Source organism: Pelagibacterium lentulum (genome assembly GCF_003992625.1).
Classification (GTDB): Bacteria; Pseudomonadota; Alphaproteobacteria; order Rhizobiales; family Devosiaceae; genus Pelagibacterium; species Pelagibacterium lentulum.
Window position 1 is genome coordinate 1 of the sequence record NZ_RZMW01000012.1, and the last position, 22,662, is coordinate 22,662.

Sequence of the window (22,662 nt, forward strand, 5' to 3'; positions counted from 1 at the left end):
CTGTTGATTTCCATTGAGAAGTGACCCGGTTTTTTCACCGAGAATTGACCCGCTTCATTGATATGATTTGGGTTCGGTCACGTGGTCAAGTTCGGTGTTTTCTCCTTTTTGGTTTTGTCGGTTTTCGCCGAGCTGTTTTTGAACCGGAAGCTGTCATTGCCGGTTTCGAGGATGTGGCAATGATGGGTGAGCCTGTCGAGCAATGCCGTTGTCATTTTGGGATCCCCGAACACGCTGGCCCATTCGGCAAAGCTCAGATTGGTGGTGATGATGACGCTGGTGCGCTCGTAAAGCCTTGAGAGCAGATGGAAGAGCAAGGCGCCTCCAGACGCGCTGAACGGCAGGTATCCGAGCTCATCGAGAATGACCAGGTCGGAATGAATGAGCCTGTTGGCGATCTGACCGGCCTTGCCCTGGGCTTTTTCCTGTTCGAGCGCATTGACCAGCTCAACGGTTGAGAAGAAGCGCACCCGTTTGCGATGATGCTCGATGGCTTGAATGCCCAGGGCCGTTGCGATGTGGGTCTTGCCTGTTCCCGGACCACCCAGGAGGACGACGTTGTCGGCTTTCTCGATGAAGGCGCCGATATGGAGCTGACGCACCAGAGCTTCATTGACCTCGCTGCTGGTAAACTCAAAGCCCGAGAGATCCTTATAGGTGGGAAAGCGGGCGACCTTGAGCTGATAGGCGATCGACTTCGTCTCGCGTTCGGCCATCTCAGCCTTGAGCAATTGCGAGAGGATGGGCACAGCCGCCTCAAAGGCTGGAGAACCCTGCTCGGTGAGTTCACTGACCGCCTGAGCCATGCCTGCCATTTTAAGGCTCTTGAGCATGATGACCAGAGCTGCACTTGCCGGATCATGACGCATGGCGCACCTCCCGATCAGTGCGAAGGGTGTCGTAGCGTTCGACATTGGCCTGCGGCTCCTTGCTCAGGGCAAGCGCCTGCGGCGCCTGGACCGGAGGAACGGTTCCCGGTTTGGCATCGATGAGCCTGTGCAGCAGATTGAGAATATGGGTCTTTGTGGGCACCCCGGCGTCGAGCGCCATCTCGACAGCTGCGAGCACTGCCTGTTCATCATGATGAAGAACGAGGGCCAGAATCTCGACCATCTCCCGATCACCACCGGGTTTGCCCAAAAGATGGGTCTGGAGGTGACGGAACGCTGCCGGCAGTTCGGCAAAGGGTGCACCATTGCGCAATGCACCGGGCTTGCGCTGGATCACGGCCAGGTAATGACGCCAATCATAAACAGTTTGCCCGGCCCCATGATGCCGCTCGATGATCCGCGTGTGCTCGCAAACAATTTGCCCTTCGGCGACAACAACGATGCGGTCTGGATAGACCCTGACGCTGACGGGTCTGTTGGCAAACGAGGCGGGTACGCTATAGCGCACGCGCTCGAGGTGAACCAGGCAGGTGGGCGAGACGCGCTTGGTGTGCTCAACAAACCCATCGAAGGCCCGCGGCACGGCCATCAGATATTGGGCTTCAACCCTCCATGCATCGGCAACCGTTCCCGGTTCGGTGCCATGAGCCATCTCTTCCCATAGGGCCACGCAGCGCTGCTCGAGCCAGAGGTTCAACTCATTGAGCGAGTTTGCACGCGGCAGGGGTTGGAAGAGCCGGTGACGAACATCCTGCACGTTCTTTTCCACCATTCCCTTTTCCCAGCCGGCTGCGGGATTGCAGAACTCGGGCTCGAACAGAAAGTGGCTAGCCATGGCCGAGAACCGGGCATTGACCTGACGCACCTTGCCGCGCCCGACCTTGTCGACCGCACTTCGCATATTGTCGTAGATCCCCCGACGCGGAACGCCACCAAAAGCCTTGAAGGCCTGGTTATGGGCATCAAACAGCATCTCGTGGGTCTGGAGCACATAGGCTCTCACGACAAAGGCTCGGCTGTAGCAGAGCTTGGTGTGGGCCACCTGAAGCTTGATGCGCTCCCCTCCAATCTGCGCCCAGTCCTCGCTCCAGTCGAACTGGAAGGCCTCTCCGGGATCAAAGGCCAGAGGAACGAACACGCCCCTTCCGGTCGTGTTCTGTTCGCGCAGGCGCTCCTCTTTCCAACGGCGGGCAAAGGCTGCCACACGGCCGTAAGAGCCATCGAAGCCCAAAGCCACGAGATCAGCGTGGATCTGCTTGATGGTGCGCTTCTGTTTGCGCGGCTTGCGGCTCTCAGACCGCAGCCAAGCGGAAAGCTTCTCGGCGAAAAGATCGATCTTGCTCGGTCGATCGGGAACACGAAACTTCGGCTCGACAGCCTCAGCCCTGAGGTATTTGCGGATGGTATTCCGGGACAAACCCGTGCGCCGTGCAATCTCCCGGATCGATAGGCCGTCTCGGAAATGCCAGCGCCGGATAACGCTCAAAAACGCCATGTCCAACACTCCATAAACTCCCGCCCAAAACGAGCAGGATAGCGTTCAAACATGGGTCAGTTCTCAGTGAAAATACCCCCCAAAACCGGGTCACTTCTCAGTGGAAATCAACAGGCGACAGGGATGGAACGGGCGCACGCAGCGGAGGTGCTGCTACGGACAGCTATTCCGCAGGCTAGAATCGCGCGTGTTTGGCCAGGTATTAGGGTAGCCCGGCCGAGTCTAACATCCGCTTCTCGCAGTTGACGCCCAGAAGCTGCCCGTCCGCGTTCAGCCCCGAACACGCCATTCGGCGACCGGCTTGGCGACGGCGGCTCTGCCCCAAGCGTCGGCTTGCCACTACGTCTGAGGCGATCTGAGGACCCTGTCGCTCATGGTCAATCCCCATGGCGCTCGATGCGTGACAAAAGAATCACTTCCAGGACGACAGCCGCCCGATCTGGCGTCCCCTCTGGGCCGGGCTGTTGGCGGAGCTGAAGCCCCAAATGGGTCTTCACCCATTCGGGCGGCCATCCCTGACGGGGGGAAGGAAATGGGGGGCACATTCGAGACGGCCATCCCCAACACTTAAGCACATCGTCGACCAGATAAGCGTCGCAGCCGTCCAGTGAGGCGCCGTGCCGCTTGCGTGCTGCAACGCGCAAGGGAAGCTGACGCCGCGGCGGTCGCTTCATTGTCGACCGGCACAATTGCCGGATTGACCCCCGCGCCCTTGCCCGCCTTGCTCTTCGCGGCCTCCGGTGTCCGCCCCCGAATGATCGGGAGCGGGAATCGGATAAGAGGAGCACGAGAGGTGCTGGCACGAAGAATGGAAAAAGCAGATCTGGAAGAGTTGAGGGGGAAGGTGCCCTGTAACGCCGTGCTGGAAGAGGCGGGGTTCGCGCTCGACCTCAAGGAAAGCACGCGCAAGGCGATCAAATATCGCCGCGAGAGCGAAATTATCATCGTCATCCATGAGGGGAAGGGCTGGTTCGACCCGCTCGGCGAGGGCAAGGGCGACGTGTTCAGCCTTGTCGAACACCTGCAGGGCGTGCGCTTCGTGGACGCCATGTACGAGGTTGCCAGCCTGGTCGGCTTCGTGCCTTCGGAACCGGTCTGGAAGCGGGATTCCAATGATCGCACGCCGGACCTGTCTATCCCCGAACGCTGGTCGTCCCGCCGCAAACCCTGGCGGGGTTCTGCAACCTGGCGCTATCTGCGCGACGCGCGCGGTCTGCCCGAGCGCATCATCCGCATGGCGATCTCCACCAATTTGCTGCGGGAAGGTCCCCATGGCAGCATGTGGGCCGCTCATACCGATATCGACGGCGCCGTCACCGGCTGGGAGGAACGCGGACCCGATTGGCGCGGCTTTGCCTCGGGCGGGGCCAAGGTGCTGTTCCGCCTTGGCCAGCGGGACGCCCTTCGCCTTTGCGTAACCGAAGCGGCGATCGACGCTATGAGTCTTGCCGCAATCGAGGGCATGCGGGAGGGCAGCCTCTATCTCAGCGCCGGGGGTGGTTGGTCGCCGGCCACGTCCGATGCCCTCCGTCTGCTCGCCGCCCGGCCGGGAACGCAGCTTGTCGCGGCGACAGACGCCAACAGCCAGGGCGAAGTGTTCGCCGAACGCCTTCGTGAGATCGCCGAAGAGGTCGACTGCGACTGGTTCCGACTGACGCCGCCAGCCGAGGACTGGAACGATGCGCTGCGCGAGCAGGTGAGGGAAAAAGAGAAGAGGGAGGAGGGAAAAGGCCTGCCGCATGCCCGCCGGCCGCGTCAAGGGTGAAGCTTCGCCCGGCTGACGCCGGCCCTTGACCCGCCCGGACGGAGAGGCGGCCGGGGTGGAGGGGTCATCGAAGGGCTGAAAGATGATGGTGATCCACGAGGGATGAACCGCGCTCCGGCCCGACAAGGCCAAAGGAGCCGCCAATGACCGTCTCTCCGATCCGCAAAATCTATCAGGGCGTCGCCGACCGCCGGCAGATGTTCCGCCTCTTTGATCGCCATGCGCAACGGCCGAACCGTTGGGATGGCGATGACGGCGCGCTCTATTGCGGCGAATGGTTCGAGATCGCCCCGCCTGAGCACGATTACATGCTGGAGATCTTGCCGCCGCTCTGGATGCGCGGGGAAATGTTCGCCCTGCGCGAGTTCCTTACCGCCTCGATCACCAGCATCTTCTATACGCTCAGGATCGACGGTCGCACGCGGCATTTCCACGGCTATTGCGATCTGTTGCAGGCCCGGTCCCCGGTCGAGATGCGCAACGCCATCGTCGAACGCGAAAGCTGGCCGGTAAAGGCAATGACGCATCAGGAGCGGCTCGAACACATCTGGAGTGCGACCCATGACGACTATCGTGGCTATGCCGGCGAGCGCTGGATGCCCGAGCATCGCGGCAAGCGCACCGTCCTTGTCTATGGCCGGCGTGCCGGCACAGCGCTGAAGCTGCTGGAGGACCTCACCGAGGACGAAATCCAGGCCAAGCTGCCGGTGCATCTGCGGCACCTGCCCAACAGACAAGCGGCGTGAGGTGCGAGGAGATGTTCACCTTTCCCATCCTCGGCGTTCGCAAGGTCATCGAACGCGGAATCAAAGATGCCGCCGCCAATGGCGGGTTCCGCAATCCCTATTACGGCACCCGCCCAGGCGAGGGCGAAAAGCCCGGCCTGTGGCTGGTCGGGGACCAGGGCGTCTACATCATGTCCAATGGCAAGCTTGGCGAGGGGCAGAAGGCCCTCGTCATCTATTCCGCAGAGTGCCACCCCGCCGGTAACCCGGATTGGTGGGACTACAAGCGCCGCTGGTTCGGGGGCGATGACGGCATCGAATTCATCGAGGCCGACCAGCTCATCCCGGACTTCGACCGCAATTTCCGCGCGACACACCTGCAGGTGTGGCTCAGCGAGACCGAGATCAGGTTCTCGCTGATCACCCGCTGACCTTCCCCAAAAAGAAATGCGCTGCCGTCGCCAGCCGACCCGATCGGCTGGGCGCTTTCGCACGCATTCGCACATGGAGAAATCCCAATGTCCCACGACGATCCCTTCACGCTCTCGCCTTTGGGCAACACCTCGCTCTCGCCTGGCCTCGGTCTTGGCGTCACGGCGTTCGGCGGAGATATTTCCGCCGACGACATCGATGACGACCCGCCGACGGCCGCACCGGCGCCGAAGACGACATCGACGGTACGGCTAGCCGCGACATCGGCTCCAGGCGTCAATCTCTATCTCTCCGGCAGCCGCACCCTCGCGAAGGGCTGGAAGGGCCGAGCGAAGGACAATCTCACGGCTATTCGCCTCGCAGCCGAGATCGAGGCGCAGGACCGTCCGGCGACGGCGGACGAACAGGCGCAATTGATCCGGTTCACCGGATTCGGGGCCTCGGACCTTGCCAATTGTGTCTTCCGTCGACCCGGCGAGAACGCCTTCCGCGACGGCTGGAACGAGATCGGCATCAATCTCGAAGAGGCTGTCTCCGGAGCTGAGTATGCGTCGCTCGCGCGCTGTACGCAGTATGCGCATTTCACACCGGAATACATCGTCCGGGCGATCTGGTCCGCCCTCGCGCGGCTCGGCTGGCGCGGGGGCAGGGTGCTGGAACCCGGCATTGGCACAGGCCTGTTCCCGGCGCTGATGCCGGAAACCTTCCGGGACGCTGTCCATGTCACCGGCGTCGAGCTCGATCCCGTGACAGCCCGTATCGTCCGGCTGTTGCAACCGCGGGCCCGCATCGTCAACGCCGATTTTGCCCGCAGCGATCTGCCGGCCAACTTCGACCTCGCCATCGGCAATCCACCCTTCTCCGACCGCACCGTGCGCTCCGACCGAGCCTATCGATCGATGGGGCTGCGCCTCCACGACTACTTCATCGCCCGGTCGATCGACCTGTTGAAGCCGGGCGGGCTGGCGGCCTTCGTCACCAGCTCCGGCACTCTTGACAAGGCGGACAGCACCGCGCGCGAGCACATCGCCAAATCAGCCGATCTCGTTGCGGCCATCCGACTGCCCGAAGGCAGTTTCCGGGCGGATGCCGGCACCGACGTCGTTGTCGACATCCTCTTCTTCCGGAAGCGAAAGCCGGACGAGCCGATAGGCGACTTGTCCTGGCTCGACCTCGATGAGGTTCGTCCCGCCGATGGGGAGGAGCCCGCGATCCGGGTGAACCGCTGGTTCGCGCGCCATCCCGATTTCGTGCTCGGCACCCATGCCACCACGTCGGGGCCGTTCGGGGAAGCCTATACGTGCCTTCCGCGACCCGATGTCGATCTGGAGCAGGCGCTCGACGCCGCGATCTCCCTCCTGCCGGAAGCGATCTACGACGGCAAGCCGGAAGAGGTCGATCTCGATGCTGACCATGATGCCGATCGGCCGAGCAGTGAGGTTCCCGAGAGCGGTTCGGTTCGTGAGGGCAGCTTCTTTGTGGCCAGGAACACTGCCCTCATGCAGATGATCGACGGTGTTCCCGTCGCCCTTGTGATCCGCAAGGGCCGGGGTCATGAGGGGATTTCCGACAAGCACGCCCGGATCATCAGAAAACTGATCCCGATCCGTGAGGCCGTGCGCGAGGTCCTCAACGCCCAGGAGTTCGACAAGCCCTGGAAGCCGGCGCAGATCAAGCTGCGTATCGCCTGGTCGAACTTCGTGCGTGAGTTCGGCCCTATCAACTTTACCACGGTCTCTGTCTCGGAAGATGCCGAAACCGGCGAGGTTCGCGAAACCCATCGCCGGCCGAATCTGCAACCTTTTCTGGATGACCCGGATTGCTGGCTGGTTGCCTCGATAGAGGATTATGACCTCGAGACCAATACAGCCAAGCCCGGCCCGATCTTTTCCGACCGGGTCATCGCGCCGCCCTCGGCGCCGGTCATCACCTCCGCGGCGGATGCTTTGGCTGTGGTGCTCAACGAGCGCGGCCATGTCGATGTCGATCACATTGCAGAGCTGCTGCATGCCGATGTGGACACCTGTATTGCCGAACTTGGCGACGCCATCTTCCGCGATCCCGAAACCGGGTCATGGCAGACGGCCGATGCCTATCTTTCCGGCCAAGTCCGCGACAAGCTCAAGGCGGCCGAAGCTGCCGCGGCACTCGATCCGGCCTTCGAACGCAATGTCCGGGCCCTTGTCGAGGTCCAGCCCGCCGACCTTGGACCTTCCGATATCACCGCCCGTCTCGGCGCACCGTGGATACCGGCCGCCGACGTCGTTGCCTTCGTCAAGGAGACGATGGGTGCGGAAATCAGGATTCACCACATGCCGGAACTGGCGTCATGGACCGTGCAGGCAAGGCAGTTGGGCTGGATGGCCGCCGGCACATCGGAATGGGGCACCGAGCGCCGCCATGCCGGCGAGCTGATTGCCGATGCCCTCAACAGCCGGGTGCCGCAGATCTTCGACACCATCAAGGACGGTGACAGCGAGAGACGGGTGCTCAATGTCGTCGACACCGAGGCGGCCAAGGAGAAGCTTCAAAAGATCAAGACCGCCTTCCAGAGCTGGATCTGGTCCGACCCCGATCGCACCGACCGGCTTGCGCGGGTCTACAACGATAGGTTCAACAACATTGCCCCGCGAAAATTCAACGGGGATCACCTGCAGCTTCCGGGCGCCTCTGGCGCCTTTTCTCTTTATGGGCACCAGAAGCGCGGCATCTGGCGCATCGTCTCGGCGGGCTCCACCTACCTCGCCCATGCCGTCGGTGCCGGCAAGACCATGACCATGGCGGCGGCCGTGATGGAGCAGAAGCGCTTGGGGCTGATCGCCAAGGCGATGATGGTTGTGCCTGGACACTGTCTGGCGCAGGCGGCGCGCGAGTTTCTGGCGCTCTATCCGACGGCCCGCATCCTCGTCGCCGACGAGACCAACTTCACCAAGGACAAGCGACACGGATTCCTGTCGCGGGCGGCGACGGCCAAGTGGGACGCCATCATCATCACCCATTCGGCCTTCCGATTCATCGACGTACCTTCTGCCTTCGAGCAGCAGATGGTCCACGATGAGCTGGAGCTCTACGAGAGCCTGCTCACCAAGGTCGACAGCGACGACCGCGTGTCGCGCAAGCGGCTCGAGCGGCTGAAGGAGGGTCTGAAAGAACGGCTGGAGTCGCTGGCGACCCGCAAGGACGATCTTTTGACCATCTCCGAGCTCGGCATCGACCAGATCATCGTCGACGAGGCCCAGGAGTTCAGGAAGCTTTCCTTCGCCACCAATATGAGCACCCTCAAGGGCGTCGATCCGAACGGCTCGCAGCGGGCGTGGGACCTCTACGTGAAATCGCGCTTCGTCGAGACGAAGAACGCAGGCCGCGCACTCGTGCTGGCCTCGGGCACGCCGATCACCAATACGCTGGGCGAGATGTTCTCGGTGCAGCGGTATCTCGGCCATGCAGCACTCGCGGAGCGCGGCCTGCACGAGTTCGACGCCTGGGCGAGCACGTTCGGCGATGTCACCACCGAGCTCGAGCTGCAGCCTAGCGGCAAATACAAGCCGGTGACGCGGTTCGCGACCTTCGTCAACGTGCCTGAACTCATCGCCATGTTCCGCTCCTTCGCGGATGTGGTGATGCCCGAGGACCTGCGAGACTATGTGAAGGTCCCCGCGCTCTCGACGGGCGCACGCCAGATCAGGACGTCAAAACCGTCCGCCGCCTTCAAGCGCTACCAGATGGTGCTCGATGCCCGCATCAAGGCCATCGAGGAACGTGACCGTCCACCCGAGCCCGGCGATGACATCCTGCTCTCGGTCATCACCGATGGCCGTCATGCGGCAATCGATCTGCGGCTGGTCGATCCCGACAATGACCATGAGCCGGACAACAAGCTCAACGACCTGATCGCCAATGCCTACCGCATCTGGACGGAAACGGCCGAGAGCACCTATACCCGCTCCGACGGCAAGCCGTTCGAGTTGACCGGCGCCGCCCAGATGATCTTCTCCGATCTCGGCACCATCAGTGTCGAAAAGAGCCGTGGCTTCTCGGCCTATCGCTGGATCAGGGATGAACTGGTCCGTATGGGCGTTCCGGCGACGGAAATCGCCTTCATGCAGGATTTCAAGAAGTCGGAGGCCAAGCAGCGGCTCTTCGGCGATGTCCGCGCCGGCAAGGTCCGCTTCCTGATCGGGTCCTCCGACACGATGGGCACCGGCGTCAACGCCCAACTCCGGCTCAAGGCACTGCATCATCTCGATGTGCCCTGGCTGCCCTCGCAGATCGAGCAGCGGGAAGGCCGCATTCTGCGGCAGGGCAACCAGCACGATGTCGTCGACATTTTTGCCTATGCCACCGAGGGCTCGATGGACGCACAGATGTGGCAGAACAACGAGCGCAAGGCCCGGTTCATTGCCGCGGCGCTTTCTGGGGACACGTCAATCCGCCGCCTTGAGGATCTGGGTGAGGGCCAGGCCAACCAGTTCGCCATGGCCAAGGCGATTGCGAGCGGAGATCCACGCTTGATGCAGAAGGCGGGTCTGGAGGCCGATATCGCCCGTCTCGAGCGCCTCCGGGCGGCGCATCAGGACGATCAGTTTGCCATTCGCCGACAGATCCGCGACGCCGAACGGGACATCGAACATGCGACACGGCGCATCGGCGAGATCGGGCAGGATATCGAGCGGCTGGTGCCGACGACGGGCGAATCGTTCCAAATGGTGGTCGGCAATGAGTCGTTCACCGAGCGCAAACCCGCCGGTCGGGCGCTGATGAAGGAAATTCTCACCCTCGTGCAGCTCCAGCAGGAGGGTGATGCTGTCATCGCCTCGCTTGGCGGCTTCGACCTCGAATATGCCGGTGAGCGTTTCGGCAAGGATGGCTATCGCTACACCACCATGCTGATGCGCACCGGCGCCGATTACGAGATCGAACTCCCGGTGACCACGACGCCACTCGGCGCCATCTCCCGCCTCGAGCATGCGCTCGATGGTTTCGCAAGCGAGCAGGACCGGTATCGCCGGAAGCTGGCCGACGCCGAGCTGCGCCTCTCCACCTATCGCTCCCGGCTGGGTGGCCAATTCGCCTTCGCCGACGAACTGGCGGCCAAGCGCCTGGAACTGACCGGGATCGAGACGTCACTCTCGGCTGATGGCGAGCGAATATATGCCATCGACCAGCAACGAGCGGCGTGACCGGCTTGGCCCCCACCAGTCAAGACCGCAGGGCATTGACTGGTGGGGCCATTGCGCTACCCTCGTGCGGTCCGAGCTAATGACGGCGCCGGACATTGATTGAAGCCGTCCTGATAACCGGCGATCGGGTTTGCCCGAAACGCCGAAGATAAAAAGAAACAGCACCAGCCAATGCTGGCCGCGCTGCGCACCGATTTCCATCAAAGAGAACAATCTGGCTGCTGCCAACATGGCGGTCGCCTCAACCCATATGGAGATTCCATGCGGTACGCATTGGTACGAGACGAACGGCGCGAAGCCGAACCCGGCCTTTCCGGTACCTGTCCCGGCTGCGGGCAGGCGATGATCCCGAAATGCGGTGATTATCGTGTTCATCATTGGGCGCATCGGGGTGCCCGAAACTGCGATTCCTGGTGGGAGCCGGAAACGCCGTGGCACCGGAACTGGAAAATGCGGTTCCCCAAAGACTGGCAGGAGGTCCTCCTGCGCGCGAGCTCAGGCGAGAAACACATCGCCGATGTGCGGACAGAGCATGGACTCGTACTTGAGTTCCAGCACTCGCATATTCGTCCTGACGAGCGCCGCGCGCGCGAGGCGTTCTATCCAAATCTGGCGTGGATCGTTGATGCCACGCGCAGAAAGCGCGATCGTCCGCGCTTCGAGGAAGGCCGGCGATCACTCCGGCTCACAGCGTGGCAAGGCATCTATACAACGCCCTTTCCCGACGGGTGTTTCGCGCAAGACTGGCTCGACAGTCGTGCTCCCGTCTTCTTCGATTTTTCGGGAACGGAGCCATCCGGTCCCCGCGCTCCCGCCGACCGAGAGGTCCTGTGGGGATTGCTGCCCGGCCGCGCGGCGGGCAACGCGGTAGTGATCGCGATGCCTCGCAGGCAATTGGTCCAGGCCGCGCATCGGCGGCCGCAGATCCTCGCCTCCCGAAGAATCGTCGAGACAATTGATGCGTTGTTCCGCGCCCAGGCAAGGCTCGACGCACGCCGCGTCGCGGTCAGATCGTCATGGCGCTTTCGTGGATCGGGTCCACGACGGCGGAGGGCGCGGTTCTAGACCCAGGAGGGGAGGCGGGAAGAAGCAAGAGAGGGAAAGATGGCCCGCTCGCAGATCGGGCAAGCCGCTGACGCTGGCGCTCAATCGCGGCAAACGCGATCCCGGCCCGTCGTCCTCTCGCAGGGCTCACGAGCCCCGCTGGTCCGGCCGGGCAGGGATGCTCGGCCGCAATTGCACCGGCCCGCCCCCTCCGCTGGCCGGGGGAAGTCTTGGAGAAAAAGACGAGACAGGGACCGGCGTGGTGCCGGTTCCCGACCCCGAACAGGAGCATCCCTCATGGAAATCAAGCTGGTCGATCCGCGTTCGCTCGTGGAAAACCCCGACAGAGCCCGCCGTTCGAAGTCGAACCCGCAGTCCGACGCGCTGCTGTTGGCAACGATCAAGGCTGTCGGCATCGTGCAGCCGCCAGTCGTGGCGCCGCAGGCCGATGGCGGTAATGGTTATCTCATCCAGTCCGGCCATCGGCGCGTCAAGCAGGCGATCGCGGCGGGTCTTGAGGAGATCGCGGTTCTTGTCGGCGAGGCGGCCGAGGATGGCGGCGCCATGCGCTCGATGGTCGAGAACATTGCCCGCGAGAACCTCAACCCCGTCGATCAGTGGCGCGCCATCGAGCGGCTGGTTGCGCTCGGCTGGACCGAGGAGGCGATCGCCGTCGCATTGGCTCTGCCCGTGCGCCAGATCAGGAAGCTGCGCCTGCTCGCCAACGTGCTGCCGGCCATGCTCGATCATATGGCCAAGGGCGATATGCCGAACGAGCAGCAGCTGCGCACCATCGCTGCCGCCTCGCTCGAGGAGCAGAAGGAAGTCTGGAAGGCGCACAAGCCTTCCAAGGGCGATCCCCAAATCTCCTGGTGGAGCCTCGCCAATGGCCTTGCCAAGACCCGCATGTATGCGCGCGATGCCAGCTTTGGCGACGATCTTGCTGCGGCCTACGGCATCGCCTGGGTCGAAGATTTGTTCAGGCCCGCCGACGAGGACAGTCGCTACACCACGGATGTCGAGGCCTTTCTCGGCGCCCAGCAGGAATGGATGACGCAGAACCTGCCGAAAAAGGGCATCATCACCGAAGCCAACACTTGGGGCCACCCGGAACTGCCCAAGAAGGCGGAGCGGGTCTATGGCAAGCCGGCAAAATCCGACCACGCGGCCATGTATCTGGACCGGGACGGCAAGGTGCAGACGGTCCACTACCGCATGCCCGAAGACAGGAAGAAGGCCAAGGGCAAGGGCCGATCACCGGAGGCTGTCGATGAACCCGTTGTGGTGTCCAAGCCCCGTCCCGATGTCACGCGCTTGGGGCTAGACATGATCGGCGATCTGCGCACCGATGCCCTGCATGAGGCGCTGTCGCGGGCGCCGATCGAGGACGACACGCTGATGGCGCTGCTCGTCCTGGCGTTTGCCGGCCAGAATGTGCGCGTCGATTCCGGCGCCGGCGGCGATTTCCGGTTCGGGAACCGCTTTGGCCGGCATGCGGCGGCACTGTTCGATTCCGATGGCAAGCTCGCCTTCGACATGGACACGCTGCGCATTGCCATCCGTGGCGTGCTGATCGATGTGCTCTCGTGCCGGGAGAATATCAGCAAGTCGGGGATTCTGGCGCTTGTCGCCGGCGAGGTCGTCGGTGCGGACGGGTTCCTCGCCAATATGGGCACCGAGGAGTTCCTCTCCTGCCTGTCACGCCCGGCGCTGGAAGCCTCGTGCGAAGGCACGTCCGTTCTGCCGCGGCAGCGGGTCAAGGACACCCGCGCGGCTCTGGTCGAGCATTTCAAGGAGGGGCATTTCGTACATCCGTCGGCGCTCTTTGCGCCAGACGCGACCGCACTCGGCCAATGGCTCACCGACCATAGCGTCAACGATGACGAAGACGGCGGGGACGGCTCGTTGCCCGATCAGGACGAGGCCGGCGGCGATGTGTCCGTCGAGCCGATGCACGACCACGTCGAACCGGCCTCCGAGGCCGTCGCCACACGCGACCCCGATGAGGAAGGCGACGAAGACTACTCCGAGGGTTTTCGCGAAGCCGCCGAGTAACGGCTCTCCTTTTCCCTTTCGAATGCCCTTCTCCGCCGCCGGTCGTCCCGGCGGCGGTTTCGTTTCCACCATCACGAACAGGAGGACAAGATGTCCGCACTCACCATTTTCGACGACGCCCCGATCGGCTCCATCATTGCCTGGTCTGACGGCACACCACGCCCGCCGGAGCGACACCGCAAGAAGCTCTCGGCCTGGCGGAACAACAACAGCCAGGGCCGGCTGATCCGCAAACAGGGCGAGCAGGGCAATGGCACTATTGCGCTCGCTGCCTGCTTCACCCTGCATGAAGCGGATTTTGGCGCGGGCGGGGTGATCGCCATCCGTGTGCATCGCACCTTCTCGGTGGAGTCGGATCTGCAGTTCGCAATCGTCGAGCGGCCCACCGTGGGTTCGGTGCGCGTGTTCGACCGGGCCGGGGACAATGCAGAACTCGTCCATCTGGCCCCGCATCGCGCGGCGGCAGAGGAATGGCTGTCCCGGCACGGTTATCCGAATGCGGTCCTCGACGAGGCAACGGCCGATGAGGTTGCGGCCGATGAAGTTGAGGGAAGGACAGCAGCATGAGCGCTCACTCTTGTGCTGCAGGCACCACACACACCACCCCCGGCACGCCGGGGGTTTTGTTTGGCCGCAGCGCCGACGGCATGCTGGTGGCGTTGATCGGCGATCATGCCTTCGCCATGGCGCCGGCGCGTGATGGCCGCCACTATCTCGTTACCGGCTGGCGCATCCGTCGCCCGATGACCGAATGGACCCGTGACGATTTCTACGGTCATTCCGGTGAACTCGCCGACGAAGATGCCTTCCGTGCCAAGGTGCTCGAACAGGCCGAGCACACCCAAGAGAAGGCTGCACTCGGGCGCCGGGATATTCGTTCCTCGGCACATACGCCGTGGGGGTCGTCGCAGGGCGCCACCGTCTTTGCCGAAGGCGTGATCTGCCATTCAACCGCCGGTCACGGTGGTTTCCACCTCTCGGTAGAGCGCAATGCCAAAGTCCATCCGTTGCTGCGCGCGGCGGATGGCTTTTACGAAGAGGACGCGTGCTGGTCGATCGTCGCCATCACCTTCCCGCATCTGTTCACTGCCTTCGAGCGGCGCTGTGCGGAACGCACCATCAAGGACGGCTTTCCCGATGCGTGGGAGTCGATCACCGGTACCGTGCTCCAACCTGGGGAATCCCGAAGGAAGGACGAATTGGCCTTCTACCGGAACCATGCCAGCGATTGGATCGTCATATCCGCCATCCGGTCCGATCACCATCCGGGCTTCACAGAAGTCGTTGCAACGCGGGGCGGCAAGCGCGAGCGCGGCGCGGACGAACGGCGATTCCTTGTTCCGTCCGGCGAGTACCGTGTCGGCCGCTTCGGTTTCATCGTCGATGAATCGCGGCACCGGCCCTATGACGGCCCATCCAGCTTCATCGGATGGCAGGGGAGGGGGAAGTGAGTATCCGCCCCGATATCGAAGGCCAGCTCTTCCGCATGGAGGAAGCCCGTCGCCAGACCCAGCGTCAACTCGACATCATCGATCTTCAGATTATCCGCCGCATGACGGCATTGATCCCCAGGCTCCAACCGAAGCGGACGGCCTATCGATGTGGGAAGGCGCCTGATCCGGAGGCCTTCCTTGAACGCTATCGGTCGCATCTGGCAGCGCTCACCGCCGAGCGGCAGCCCGAGATCGACGCCCTGTCGCGCAAGCTCGCGCGGCAGGACCGGGCGATTGCCGCTCTGCGCGCGCGGCAGCACCTTCACCACGAGCGCGCCGCCTGATCGCAGGCCGCACTCAGCGTTTACGGACGAACTCCGTGCGCAGTACAAGGCCCTTGATGGTGTCGTGCCGGCAATCGATTTCCTCGGGATTGTCGGTAAGGCGGATCGCGCGAATGACCGTGCCCTGCTTCAGGGTTTGTCCGGCGCCCTTGACCTTGAGGTCCTTGACCAGCACCACGGCGTCGCCATCGGCCAGCACAGTGCCGGAGGCGTCACGGACTTCACTCATTGCCGCGGCTTCAGCGGCAAGCTCCGCGGCCGGCCGCCATTCGCCCGTCACGTCGTCATAGACATAGTCATCATCATCGCTGCTCATGGATGCCGCTATCGCAGATGCGGATCTGCTTGCCAATCCTCATGTCACAGTTGAGGTTGAGGCAGGCCGGATCAGATCAGGGCGTGGTGCGGTCAAGCCGTCATCCGGGAGAACCGTGTGACGCGTGCGATCCTGTTCCCGGTCCTTTCCTGTTGCAGCCGGTCCGCTCACGCACCCGTGGCCGGTCATCCCCTCGGGTTCTGGAGCGGTCTAAACCGGCGGGCGTCGCCTTCAAGGCCGCGTTCCGCGCCGCGGTGCGGCCGGGCCCGCCGGTCTCGGCACGCCAGGCCCCGCGTCCTTCGCGAGGGCTATCGCCCTGCTGGTCCGCAAACCTGGCCTGCTCGCCCCTGGCGCCCCCGGACCCTGAAGCCGCCGCCGTCCCGCCGGTTTGTCGAGACCGCACCCGAAGGGAAGACCGGCACGGGGCCGGTCCGAGCCTTGGGCAAAGAAAAAGGACCACCCACATGACCAGAACCGCCCGCACCACCCGCTCTTCTTCCAAGGTCGTCCAGTTCCGCAAGGGCACGACCCTCGAAATGGTCCGGCTCGCCTGTCCCGACAGTGCGCAGGCCTCGCTGATCTCGGAAAGCTTCGGCCTTCCCGTCCTCGATAGCGACGGCATCCGTGAGCTGCATCAACGCCTGATCATCGAGACGGCGGACAGCCTCGGCGAGGGGCTGGGCGACCGGGCCATGCAGATCCATCTGCAGCGCATCGTCGGCGCCTATGTCGGTTCCGCCCATGGCGCCGGCCAGTTCTACTCGCGCGCGGTGAGCGAGGCCCGCGATGCCACGGCCAAGTCCGCCAACGACGCCCGCGACGAGGACCTCGACGGCCCGGTCGGCTTTGACAGCGCCGCCCAGCGCAAGCGCGAATTCGCGGCCGACATGGGCATTCAGGCCCATGCCCTTCGGATGGCTGCCGAGGGCGCCGTCGCAGCCTACGAGACCGTCGTCGGCGAAGGCTGGAAGCCTTTCGAGCGTGCCGTCGAGAACCCCGGCCAGACCGTCGACCGCAAGGCGGCCGAACTCCAGATGGCGGCTCTCGGATAGCGGATCGTCAGAGCGGAGCTTCGGCTCCGCTCTACTTCATATCCGCGTGGGGTATTGACCAAATGACGTAAATTACCTACTTTACGTGAAACGATGGAGTTGCCCAATGAAGCAGTTCACGTTCTCGGAAATGAACCGATCCTCCGGAGAAATCCTGGAGGCGGCCCTGATCGAGCCGGTCGTGCTGACCAAGCACGGCAAGGAAAAGCTCTACGTGCTTTCGGCGCGAGAATACCACCGGCTGCGCGGTGAACCCAGCCCCGCCAGGGCCTATTCCCTGCATGACGCGCCCGAGGAGGTCCACAACGAGCTCATGTCGGGGATAGACGCAATTCTCGAGAACAAGAAGCCCGATGTTTGAGCAGGGGGACGTCGCCGAGTTCTATTATCTCTGGCATCGAGAAGCACAACAGGGCGAGGAGTCCGGTCGTAAGCCTCGTCCCGTCTGCATCGTCATCAGAACGCCCGGCAATCCGGATGTCCTGTTCCTTTTTCCCTTCACCTCAAAACCACCCCTGCCCGGGCAGTTGACGTTGAGCGTACCCGAAACGGAATGCCGCCGCATCGGACTGGCCGCTCCCTGCTGGATCATCCTCGATGAATACAATCGCGTCGAGATGGACAAGGACTACGATTTCACTTCGACCGAGCCAATGGGATCGGTGAGCGCGGCCTTTCTCCGCGAGATCGCCGCAACCATCAAGCACGCGGCCCGAACCGCTCCCCTCAAGGCTGTCAAGCGCACTTGATATCGCCATCGGCGTCTCCCGCGACGGATCCGGTTCTCCAATTGGCGCTCCTGATGCGCAGCAGAGCGGGGCGCTGGTAAGCAGGTCTCGATGCAAGTGTCTCTGCGTCTCCAGTGGCGCGCATAGGGGGCTCCATGTCCCGAGGCGCTCCAATCCCGCTCTCATGCGATGGCGTCCTGGTCCGGCCCCGGATCTTCCACGATCAACCCATGAAGGGTCCGCTACGCAAAGCGTGCGGCCGCGCCGGCTTCGCCTCTGCGGTGATCGCGCCCGGGTGCCGGACCTTTGAGGAGCCATCGAGCGGGATTGGCCCGCTCCAACGATGGAGCCCTCAGATGTCGCACAACCTGGAACTCGCCCAGAAGCACGCCTGGAACCTCGCCCGCACCCTGATGACCACCGTCATCCTCTTCAAGTCCGACGACGAATACGGCGTCCTGCCGGCCGACGAGATCGAAGACGCCGAAGTCACGCCACTCTTCGAGTACGATCCTTTCGCCGGTGCGCGGTCGGTTCACTGAACCGGCCTCGCCCTTGATGCAGCCGGCATCTGCTGCACGCCGCGCCAGGCGGAGCGCCCCGGCGCCCGCCAATGCCCCCCTCATGGCCGCGCCTTCGAATGCGTATCGAACCGATGAGAGACAGTTTGTGGGTTCTGCCGCTCCACGCCCCCGTCCCGGACGACGCTCCTGCCGGGTCCGGTGTCGCGCGCAACGGCTTCGCCGTCCTTCACTGACGTTCCGGCCCGTAACGGGTGCGCCCGCCTCCTGATTCCCCCGGCTGACGGATCGTCGTGACGGGGCCGCGATCGGCGCGGCCTCCAGAATGGAGGTTCATGAAAATGAGCAGGAAAGACAAGCAGTCCCGCGTCGATCTTTACGCGAAGATCACCGACCGTATCGTCGCGGACCTGGATAAGGGCGTGCGCCCGTGGGTGAAGCCATGGAGTGTGGGCAACGGAACGGGCCGCATCACGCGCCCGCTACGCCACAACGGCCTGCCCTACCAGGGCATCAATACGCTGCTTTTGTGGTCGGAAACGGTGGCCCAGGGTTTCATGTCGCCGATCTGGATGACGTTCAAGCAATCCGTCGAGCTTGGCGGTCACGTCCGCAAGGGCGAAACGGGCACGACTGTCGTCTATGCCAGCCGCTTCACGCGCACCGAGGTTGACGCGCAGGGCGATGAAGTCGAGCGGGGCATCCCGTTCCTCAAGGCGTACACGGTCTTTTGTGCCGACCAGATCGAGGGTCTGCCCGCACATTATTATGCGGCGCCTGAGCCCGTCGCCGATCCTGTCCAGCGCATCGAGCATGCCGACCGCTTCTTCGACAACACCGGAGCGGTCGTTCGCTATGGCGGAGACAAGGCTTATTACGCGCCTTCGTCCGACCATGTGCAACTGCCGTCGCCGGAATTCTTCCGGGATGCCGCTTCTTTTGTCGCCATCAGAGCGCACGAAACCCTGCATTGGACAGCCGCTCCCCACCGGCTGAACAGGGATCTCAGCCGCTACCATAAGGACGCCACAGACCGCGCGCGCGAAGAATTGCTCGTGGAACTCGGTGCCGCCATGCTGTGCGCGGACCTCGACATCGTTCCCGAGCTTGAGCCGAGGCCCGATCACGCCGCCTATGTCCAGAGTTGGGCGCAGGTTCTTGGCTCGGACAAGCGCGCAATCTTCCAGGCCGCGGCCCATGCGCAGCGCGCGGTCAATTACCTCCACGACCTCCAGCCGCAGGCGGAAGAATTGGGGAGGGCGGCCTGATGCTGCACGCTCCTGTTGCACAAGGGGAGGGCACCCAGCCCTCCTCGATCCGCCTTCGCGTCCTCAGCCTGGGCGCAGGCGTCCAATCGACCACGCTCGCCCTGATGGCCGCGCATGGTCAATTCGGGCCGCTCGATTGCGCAATCTTTGCGGACACTGGCTGGGAGCCTCGCGCCGTCTACGATCATCTGGAATGGCTGATGTCGCCCAACGTCCTGCCGTTCCCGGTTCACATCGTCTCGGCAGGTAACATCCGCGAACAGCTTATCAATGCAGGGCAGGGCAATCGTTGGGCTTCAATCCCGGCCTTCGCCAAGACCGTGACACCGGCCGGTGCGGAGGTTCCCGTCCTCGACGAAGACAAGGAGGGCGAGCTGGTCGAGGTCGCCACGCGCCGAACGACATCCGAAACAGTTTCCATCGGCATGATCCGCCGCCAGTGCACGACCGAGTTCAAGATCGTGCCAATCCGTCGAAAGGTGCGCGAACTCGCGGGCCTGACACGCAAGCGCTCTCCTTCCTTCCCGGTCGTGGAGTCCTGGATCGGCATCTCGACAGATGAGATTGTTCGCGCAAAGCTCAGCTTCGAAGCATGGCAGGTCAAGCGCTTCCCGCTGATCGAAATGCGCATGAGCAGGCGGGACTGCCTCGCCTGGCTCCGACGGCACGACTATCCCGATCCGCCGAAAAGCGCCTGCATCGGATGCCCATTTCACTCCGACAGCCTTTGGCGATCCATGCGAGACAATGATGCGGAAGCATGGGGCAGATGCTGTCGAGGTGGACCGGGCGATACGAACAGGCGTTCGTGGTATTCGTGGCGAGATCTTTCTGCATCGCTCCGGCATTCCCTTGGATGAAGTCGATTTGTCGACAGCGGCCGACCATGGCCAGCTCGACCTCTGGGTGAACGAGTGCGAGGGCATGTGCGGTGTCTAGTTCTGTTCCCTCGCCATTTTCGGAAAGCAATCCGCGGTCCACGCGTCCCGAGGTTCGCAATCCTCTCCTTCGCCTGCCGACCGCACAACGCATCCGAGACTTGCCGGATCCGGTTCGGCAAAACCTGGCCCAGCTTCTCCGTGAGCTTGCCCACGACGCGCGTGGGCGTGCCGAGTCAAGCTGGCGAAGCAACAAGGCTCCGATGGCCGCCTATTGGAAGGCCGTCAGCGTCTATGCCATGCACCTGCACCGCATCATCCGCAGGTGAACACCTCGTGATGTTGTCGCACGCGTTGTCCGGTTTCACGGATGCCGGCTGCATGACGGCGCTGAGCTCGGGCGCCGACGGGCGCAAATCCCTGCCTTTGGTCTGATTGGGACCGAGATGTCTCGCTGGTCATCATTCGCGTTTTCGCGAGAGCCGGGTCCATCTGCGTCCTCGATGTGACGGGTCTGACCGAACGCCGATCCCGCTGCGCGGGCTCTCGATCTTGTCCCGGCAACGGCCTTGGCGACTTTCTTCCCCTGCCGGCTGCGCCGCCATTCCTCGCGGTATCCAAGAAAGTCTCCCCCGGCCGCCTTCCACTCTCGTTCCAGCCCCTTCGGGGTGCAGGTCGATCGCCCCCGGTCTGTCGACCGTCATCGAGGTCGCGATGGGCGCGGCCCGAGAAACACAGGAATGAGACACATGGCTACTATCGGCACCTTCACCTCCACGGGCAACGGCTTTACCGGCGCCATCAAGACCCTCAACCTCAACGTTAAGGCCAAGCTGGTCCGCGTCGAGAACCCCTCCGACAAGGGCCCGCACTTCCGCATCTTCGCGGGCGCCAATGTCGAGCTCGGAGCCGCCTGGCAGAAGACCTCCAACGAAGGCCGCGACTACTTGTCGGTCAAGCTGGACGATCCGAGCTTCCCCGCCCCGATCTACGCCACCCTGATCGAGGTGGAGGGCGAAGATGGCCTGCAGCTGATCTGGTCCCGGCCGAACCGGGACTGACCGGTACGGCGGCGGCCCCGCTCAGAAGCGGGGTCGCTTTGACTTATCGAGCGAGAGATCCCGGTCGATAGCCCCGCATCCTTTTGGTGCGAAGCAGTTTGAGGAAGAGGTCGACCGCCTTCATTTCATCGTCGAAAGAGTGTTGTACCGTCTGCCCGCGCGTTCCGATCCGTCCCCAGCGGCGGATGAGACAGGCCTGGCAGAATAGTGTGCGCTCAATCGACAAGGCGTAGAACCGGGCCAAGTTTCGGTCCCTGTCCCTGCGTTCGATATAGAGGCGGAAGTGCTGTGCGATCATGGCGGACACAATCGCGCTGGTAGGGTTCGTCGTCCAATGACAGTTTTGAATCGGCTGACTTGGAGCGATTCATTGTGGTGATGGGACGCATGATCCAAACTGTTGGCTCCGACGTATCGAAACTGAACGGGTTTTCGTGTTCCTCATCTGGCCGAGACATGTGTTTATCCATCTTCAAAGGTGGGGTGGACTAGGTCATCGCAAGCGCGGAGGGTCTCCTAGTCTATGGGAGTAGAGATCATGATGTCAGCAGCGGGTGATACGCCATCGTTTGGCAAGTCGAATTTGTCCAGTATAACAAAGAGATAGAAATGCAAACGATGACCCAGGAACCCGAAATCGTTGGGCGGGGAGCCGCGGAACAGGCGGTACGCGAACTCGCCCGTAAGCATAAGGTCAGCGTTTCGCGCAGCGGCCTGGATGATTGGGCGGACCAGATTACTCGTCTTGCTGATGACAATGTGACACTGGACGAAATCGAAGAACTGATCGTCGCTTTGCGCCGGGCCGGGGTGGCGGACGGCGTCGAACTTACACACTTGCATTCGCGCTATCTGGACGAGCGCGAAGCGCCTGATGATCGATCCTGTCGGTGACGTTGCATCCCGCTGAAAGCATACCGAGAAAGCCCCCAAGGTCCGGCTCTTCACCAAGAGCCCGCGCAGTCGCCGTGTCGAGATCGGCGGCATTTGGCAGCGCCTCAACCGGCATGAAGAGCCATACTACACGTTGACCATCAGCACCGGCCACTCGCGCCATTACGCCAATCTCGACCGCTACCCCGGTCAGGACGATGAAACCCTCTTCGCTGTCATAGCCAACGAATTTCCCAACGCCGAGCGCCGGTCCTGACGGACCGGCCCATCCTGCGGCCTTCGGGTCGCCGGGACTGGGCCGTGGTCAACAAAATGTGCTATGAAGATCGCGGATTTACGAGGATCAATCATGGCCGCAAAGACTGTATCCCGCTTCGCCTCCAGCGACCCTGAGGACGTTGCATGGCGTGTCGAGCAGATGCACGCCAACAACGCCATCGAGGGAATAGAACGGAATCTGGTTCTCAAGGCTTACGTCGAGAAGATGCAGCCCGCCGGATTGACGGTGGAGGAGAAAATTCAGCGGATCGTCGACTTCGATATCGAGGCTGGAGAAACCTGACTGTCAGCACCGGATTGTT

At 62.9% G+C, this 22,662-nt stretch carries 22 protein-coding genes and 1 pseudogene; 19 read left to right on the forward strand and 4 right to left on the reverse strand.

The genetic code is table 11. The features are described from left to right. Positions 1-77: 77 nt before the first annotated feature. Together istB and istA are read right to left on the reverse strand one after the other, a co-directional pair. A complete protein-coding gene (istB, locus tag EO133_RS04185; protein ID WP_127071376.1) occupies positions 78-869 on the reverse strand; it encodes an IS21-like element helper ATPase IstB in 792 nt (263 codons plus the stop codon). Beyond that, complete coding sequence (gene istA / locus EO133_RS04190; RefSeq protein ID WP_127071377.1) at positions 859-2,385, reverse strand: IS21 family transposase; 1,527 nt, start codon at positions 2,383-2,385, stop codon at positions 859-861. The genes istB and istA overlap by 11 nt, the downstream gene beginning before the upstream one ends. A gap of 808 nt (positions 2,386-3,193) precedes the next feature. On the opposite strand from istA, the gene EO133_RS04195 reads away from it, so the two are divergent. The 9 genes from EO133_RS04195 to EO133_RS04235 all read left to right on the forward strand — a co-directional run bounded on the left by EO133_RS04195 (position 3,194) and on the right by EO133_RS04235 (position 15,363). Next, positions 3,194-4,150, forward strand: a complete 957-nt coding sequence (locus tag EO133_RS04195; RefSeq protein ID WP_127071426.1) for a DUF3991 and toprim domain-containing protein — start codon at positions 3,194-3,196, stop codon at positions 4,148-4,150. Between the two features lie 143 nt (positions 4,151-4,293). Continuing rightward, positions 4,294-4,896 (forward strand): DUF1419 domain-containing protein, encoded by a 603-nt coding sequence (locus EO133_RS04200; RefSeq protein WP_127071427.1) that lies wholly within the window; start codon positions 4,294-4,296, stop codon positions 4,894-4,896. 11 nt (positions 4,897-4,907) lie between these two features. Then, a complete protein-coding gene (locus EO133_RS04205) occupies positions 4,908-5,306 on the forward strand; it encodes a DUF3085 domain-containing protein (RefSeq protein WP_127071428.1) in 399 nt (132 codons plus the stop codon). A gap of 87 nt (positions 5,307-5,393) precedes the next feature. Then, positions 5,394-10,487, forward strand: coding sequence for an N-6 DNA methylase (locus tag EO133_RS04210; RefSeq protein ID WP_127071429.1), 5,094 nt, complete (start codon positions 5,394-5,396; stop codon positions 10,485-10,487). A 261-nt stretch (positions 10,488-10,748) separates the two neighbouring features. Further along, positions 10,749-11,552, forward strand: a complete 804-nt coding sequence (locus EO133_RS04215) for a competence protein CoiA (RefSeq protein ID WP_164734884.1) — start codon at positions 10,749-10,751, stop codon at positions 11,550-11,552. Between the two features lie 276 nt (positions 11,553-11,828). Beyond that, positions 11,829-13,586 carry a ParB/RepB/Spo0J family partition protein gene (locus EO133_RS04220; protein ID WP_127071431.1) on the forward strand — a complete coding sequence of 586 codons (1,758 nt, stop codon included), beginning with the start codon at positions 11,829-11,831 and terminating at the stop codon, positions 13,584-13,586. A 90-nt stretch (positions 13,587-13,676) separates the two neighbouring features. Continuing rightward, positions 13,677-14,153 carry a hypothetical protein gene (locus EO133_RS04225; RefSeq protein WP_127071432.1) on the forward strand — a complete coding sequence of 159 codons (477 nt, stop codon included), beginning with the start codon at positions 13,677-13,679 and terminating at the stop codon, positions 14,151-14,153. Then, positions 14,150-15,037, forward strand: a complete 888-nt coding sequence (locus EO133_RS04230) for a DUF7007 domain-containing protein (protein WP_127071433.1) — start codon at positions 14,150-14,152, stop codon at positions 15,035-15,037. Before EO133_RS04225 ends, EO133_RS04230 begins: the two co-directional genes overlap by 4 nt. 35 nt (positions 15,038-15,072) lie before the next feature. Continuing rightward, positions 15,073-15,363, forward strand: a complete 291-nt coding sequence (locus EO133_RS04235) for a hypothetical protein (protein ID WP_248297983.1) — start codon at positions 15,073-15,075, stop codon at positions 15,361-15,363. Between the two features lie 13 nt (positions 15,364-15,376). On the opposite strand, the gene EO133_RS04240 is transcribed toward EO133_RS04235, so the two are convergent. Continuing rightward, on the reverse strand, positions 15,377-15,679 hold the full coding sequence (locus EO133_RS04240) for an alkylphosphonate utilization protein (protein ID WP_127071435.1): 303 nt from the start codon (positions 15,677-15,679) through the stop codon (positions 15,377-15,379). 464 nt (positions 15,680-16,143) lie between these two features. Between EO133_RS04240 and EO133_RS04245 the strand changes: the two genes are divergently transcribed. The 7 genes and pseudogenes from EO133_RS04245 (at position 16,144) to EO133_RS04280 (ending at position 21,187) form a co-directional block, all read left to right on the forward strand. Next, the gene (locus tag EO133_RS04245) at positions 16,144-16,731 is read left to right on the forward strand and encodes a hypothetical protein (RefSeq protein WP_127071436.1); all 588 of its coding nucleotides are present in this window, start codon (positions 16,144-16,146) and stop codon (positions 16,729-16,731) included. 106 nt (positions 16,732-16,837) lie between these two features. Continuing rightward, the gene (locus tag EO133_RS04250; protein WP_127071437.1) at positions 16,838-17,092 is read left to right on the forward strand and encodes a type II toxin-antitoxin system prevent-host-death family antitoxin; all 255 of its coding nucleotides are present in this window, start codon (positions 16,838-16,840) and stop codon (positions 17,090-17,092) included. After that, positions 17,085-17,480 (forward strand): hypothetical protein, encoded by a 396-nt coding sequence (locus EO133_RS04255; protein ID WP_127071438.1) that lies wholly within the window; start codon positions 17,085-17,087, stop codon positions 17,478-17,480. The genes EO133_RS04250 and EO133_RS04255 overlap by 8 nt, the downstream gene beginning before the upstream one ends. Positions 17,481-17,815: 335 nt before the next feature. Next, positions 17,816-18,001 (forward strand): hypothetical protein, encoded by a 186-nt coding sequence (locus EO133_RS04260; RefSeq protein ID WP_127071464.1) that lies wholly within the window; start codon positions 17,816-17,818, stop codon positions 17,999-18,001. A gap of 320 nt (positions 18,002-18,321) precedes the next feature. Beyond that, positions 18,322-19,248: an ArdC family protein gene (locus tag EO133_RS04265; RefSeq protein WP_127071439.1), complete on the forward strand. Its 927-nt coding sequence runs from the start codon at positions 18,322-18,324 to the stop codon at positions 19,246-19,248. Continuing rightward, a pseudogene (locus EO133_RS04270) lies at positions 19,248-20,187 on the forward strand (hypothetical protein). Before EO133_RS04265 ends, EO133_RS04270 begins: the two are co-directional and overlap by 1 nt. 688 nt (positions 20,188-20,875) lie before the next feature. Next, entirely contained in the window at positions 20,876-21,187 is a 312-nt protein-coding gene (locus EO133_RS04280) for a DUF736 domain-containing protein (RefSeq protein WP_127071441.1), read from the forward strand. Between the two features lie 43 nt (positions 21,188-21,230). Here EO133_RS04280 and EO133_RS04285 read toward each other — a convergent pair whose 3' ends face one another. After that, positions 21,231-21,485, reverse strand: a complete 255-nt coding sequence (locus tag EO133_RS04285; RefSeq protein ID WP_127071442.1) for a WGR domain-containing protein — start codon at positions 21,483-21,485, stop codon at positions 21,231-21,233. 311 nt (positions 21,486-21,796) lie between these two features. On the opposite strand from EO133_RS04285, the gene EO133_RS04290 reads away from it, so the two are divergent. The 3 genes from EO133_RS04290 (at position 21,797) to EO133_RS04300 (ending at position 22,643) form a co-directional block, all read left to right on the forward strand. Next, on the forward strand, positions 21,797-22,081 hold the full coding sequence (locus EO133_RS04290; RefSeq protein WP_244640907.1) for a hypothetical protein: 285 nt from the start codon (positions 21,797-21,799) through the stop codon (positions 22,079-22,081). A 133-nt stretch (positions 22,082-22,214) separates the two neighbouring features. Next, positions 22,215-22,337, forward strand: coding sequence for a hypothetical protein (locus tag EO133_RS20675; protein ID WP_280516143.1), 123 nt, complete (start codon positions 22,215-22,217; stop codon positions 22,335-22,337). A 93-nt stretch (positions 22,338-22,430) separates the two neighbouring features. Beyond that, positions 22,431-22,643, forward strand: coding sequence for a hypothetical protein (locus tag EO133_RS04300; protein WP_127071443.1), 213 nt, complete (start codon positions 22,431-22,433; stop codon positions 22,641-22,643). Positions 22,644-22,662 lie beyond the last annotated feature (19 nt).

Bases quoted from the DNA above. Each gene is read 5' to 3' on its own strand.
- EO133_RS04250 (WP_127071437.1), top strand. From the start codon at position 16,838: ATGAAGCAGTTCACGTTCTCGGAAATGAACCGATCCTCCGGAGAAATC.
- EO133_RS04210 (WP_127071429.1), top strand. From the start codon at position 5,394: ATGTCCCACGACGATCCCTTCACGCTCTCGCCTTTGGGCAACACCTCG.
- EO133_RS04230 (WP_127071433.1), top strand. From the start codon at position 14,150: ATGAGCGCTCACTCTTGTGCTGCAGGCACCACACACACCACCCCCGGC.
- EO133_RS04285 (WP_127071442.1), bottom strand. From the start codon at position 21,485: ATGATCGCACAGCACTTCCGCCTCTATATCGAACGCAGGGACAGGGAC.
- EO133_RS04280 (WP_127071441.1), top strand. From the start codon at position 20,876: ATGGCTACTATCGGCACCTTCACCTCCACGGGCAACGGCTTTACCGGC.
- EO133_RS04255 (WP_127071438.1), top strand. From the start codon at position 17,085: ATGTTTGAGCAGGGGGACGTCGCCGAGTTCTATTATCTCTGGCATCGA.
- EO133_RS04265 (WP_127071439.1), top strand. From the start codon at position 18,322: ATGAGCAGGAAAGACAAGCAGTCCCGCGTCGATCTTTACGCGAAGATC.
- istB (WP_127071376.1), bottom strand. From the start codon at position 869: ATGCGTCATGATCCGGCAAGTGCAGCTCTGGTCATCATGCTCAAGAGC.
- EO133_RS04195 (WP_127071426.1), top strand. From the start codon at position 3,194: ATGGAAAAAGCAGATCTGGAAGAGTTGAGGGGGAAGGTGCCCTGTAAC.
- EO133_RS04245 (WP_127071436.1), top strand. From the start codon at position 16,144: ATGACCAGAACCGCCCGCACCACCCGCTCTTCTTCCAAGGTCGTCCAG.
- EO133_RS04215 (WP_164734884.1), top strand. From the start codon at position 10,749: ATGCGGTACGCATTGGTACGAGACGAACGGCGCGAAGCCGAACCCGGC.
- EO133_RS04240 (WP_127071435.1), bottom strand. From the start codon at position 15,679: ATGAGCAGCGATGATGATGACTATGTCTATGACGACGTGACGGGCGAA.
- EO133_RS04260 (WP_127071464.1), top strand. From the start codon at position 17,816: ATGTCGCACAACCTGGAACTCGCCCAGAAGCACGCCTGGAACCTCGCC.
- EO133_RS04290 (WP_244640907.1), top strand. From the start codon at position 21,797: ATGCAAACGATGACCCAGGAACCCGAAATCGTTGGGCGGGGAGCCGCG.
- istA (WP_127071377.1), bottom strand. From the start codon at position 2,385: ATGGCGTTTTTGAGCGTTATCCGGCGCTGGCATTTCCGAGACGGCCTA.
- EO133_RS04300 (WP_127071443.1), top strand. From the start codon at position 22,431: ATGGCCGCAAAGACTGTATCCCGCTTCGCCTCCAGCGACCCTGAGGAC.
- EO133_RS04225 (WP_127071432.1), top strand. From the start codon at position 13,677: ATGTCCGCACTCACCATTTTCGACGACGCCCCGATCGGCTCCATCATT.
- EO133_RS04220 (WP_127071431.1), top strand. From the start codon at position 11,829: ATGGAAATCAAGCTGGTCGATCCGCGTTCGCTCGTGGAAAACCCCGAC.
- EO133_RS04205 (WP_127071428.1), top strand. From the start codon at position 4,908: ATGTTCACCTTTCCCATCCTCGGCGTTCGCAAGGTCATCGAACGCGGA.
- EO133_RS04200 (WP_127071427.1), top strand. From the start codon at position 4,294: ATGACCGTCTCTCCGATCCGCAAAATCTATCAGGGCGTCGCCGACCGC.
- EO133_RS04235 (WP_248297983.1), top strand. From the start codon at position 15,073: ATGGAGGAAGCCCGTCGCCAGACCCAGCGTCAACTCGACATCATCGAT.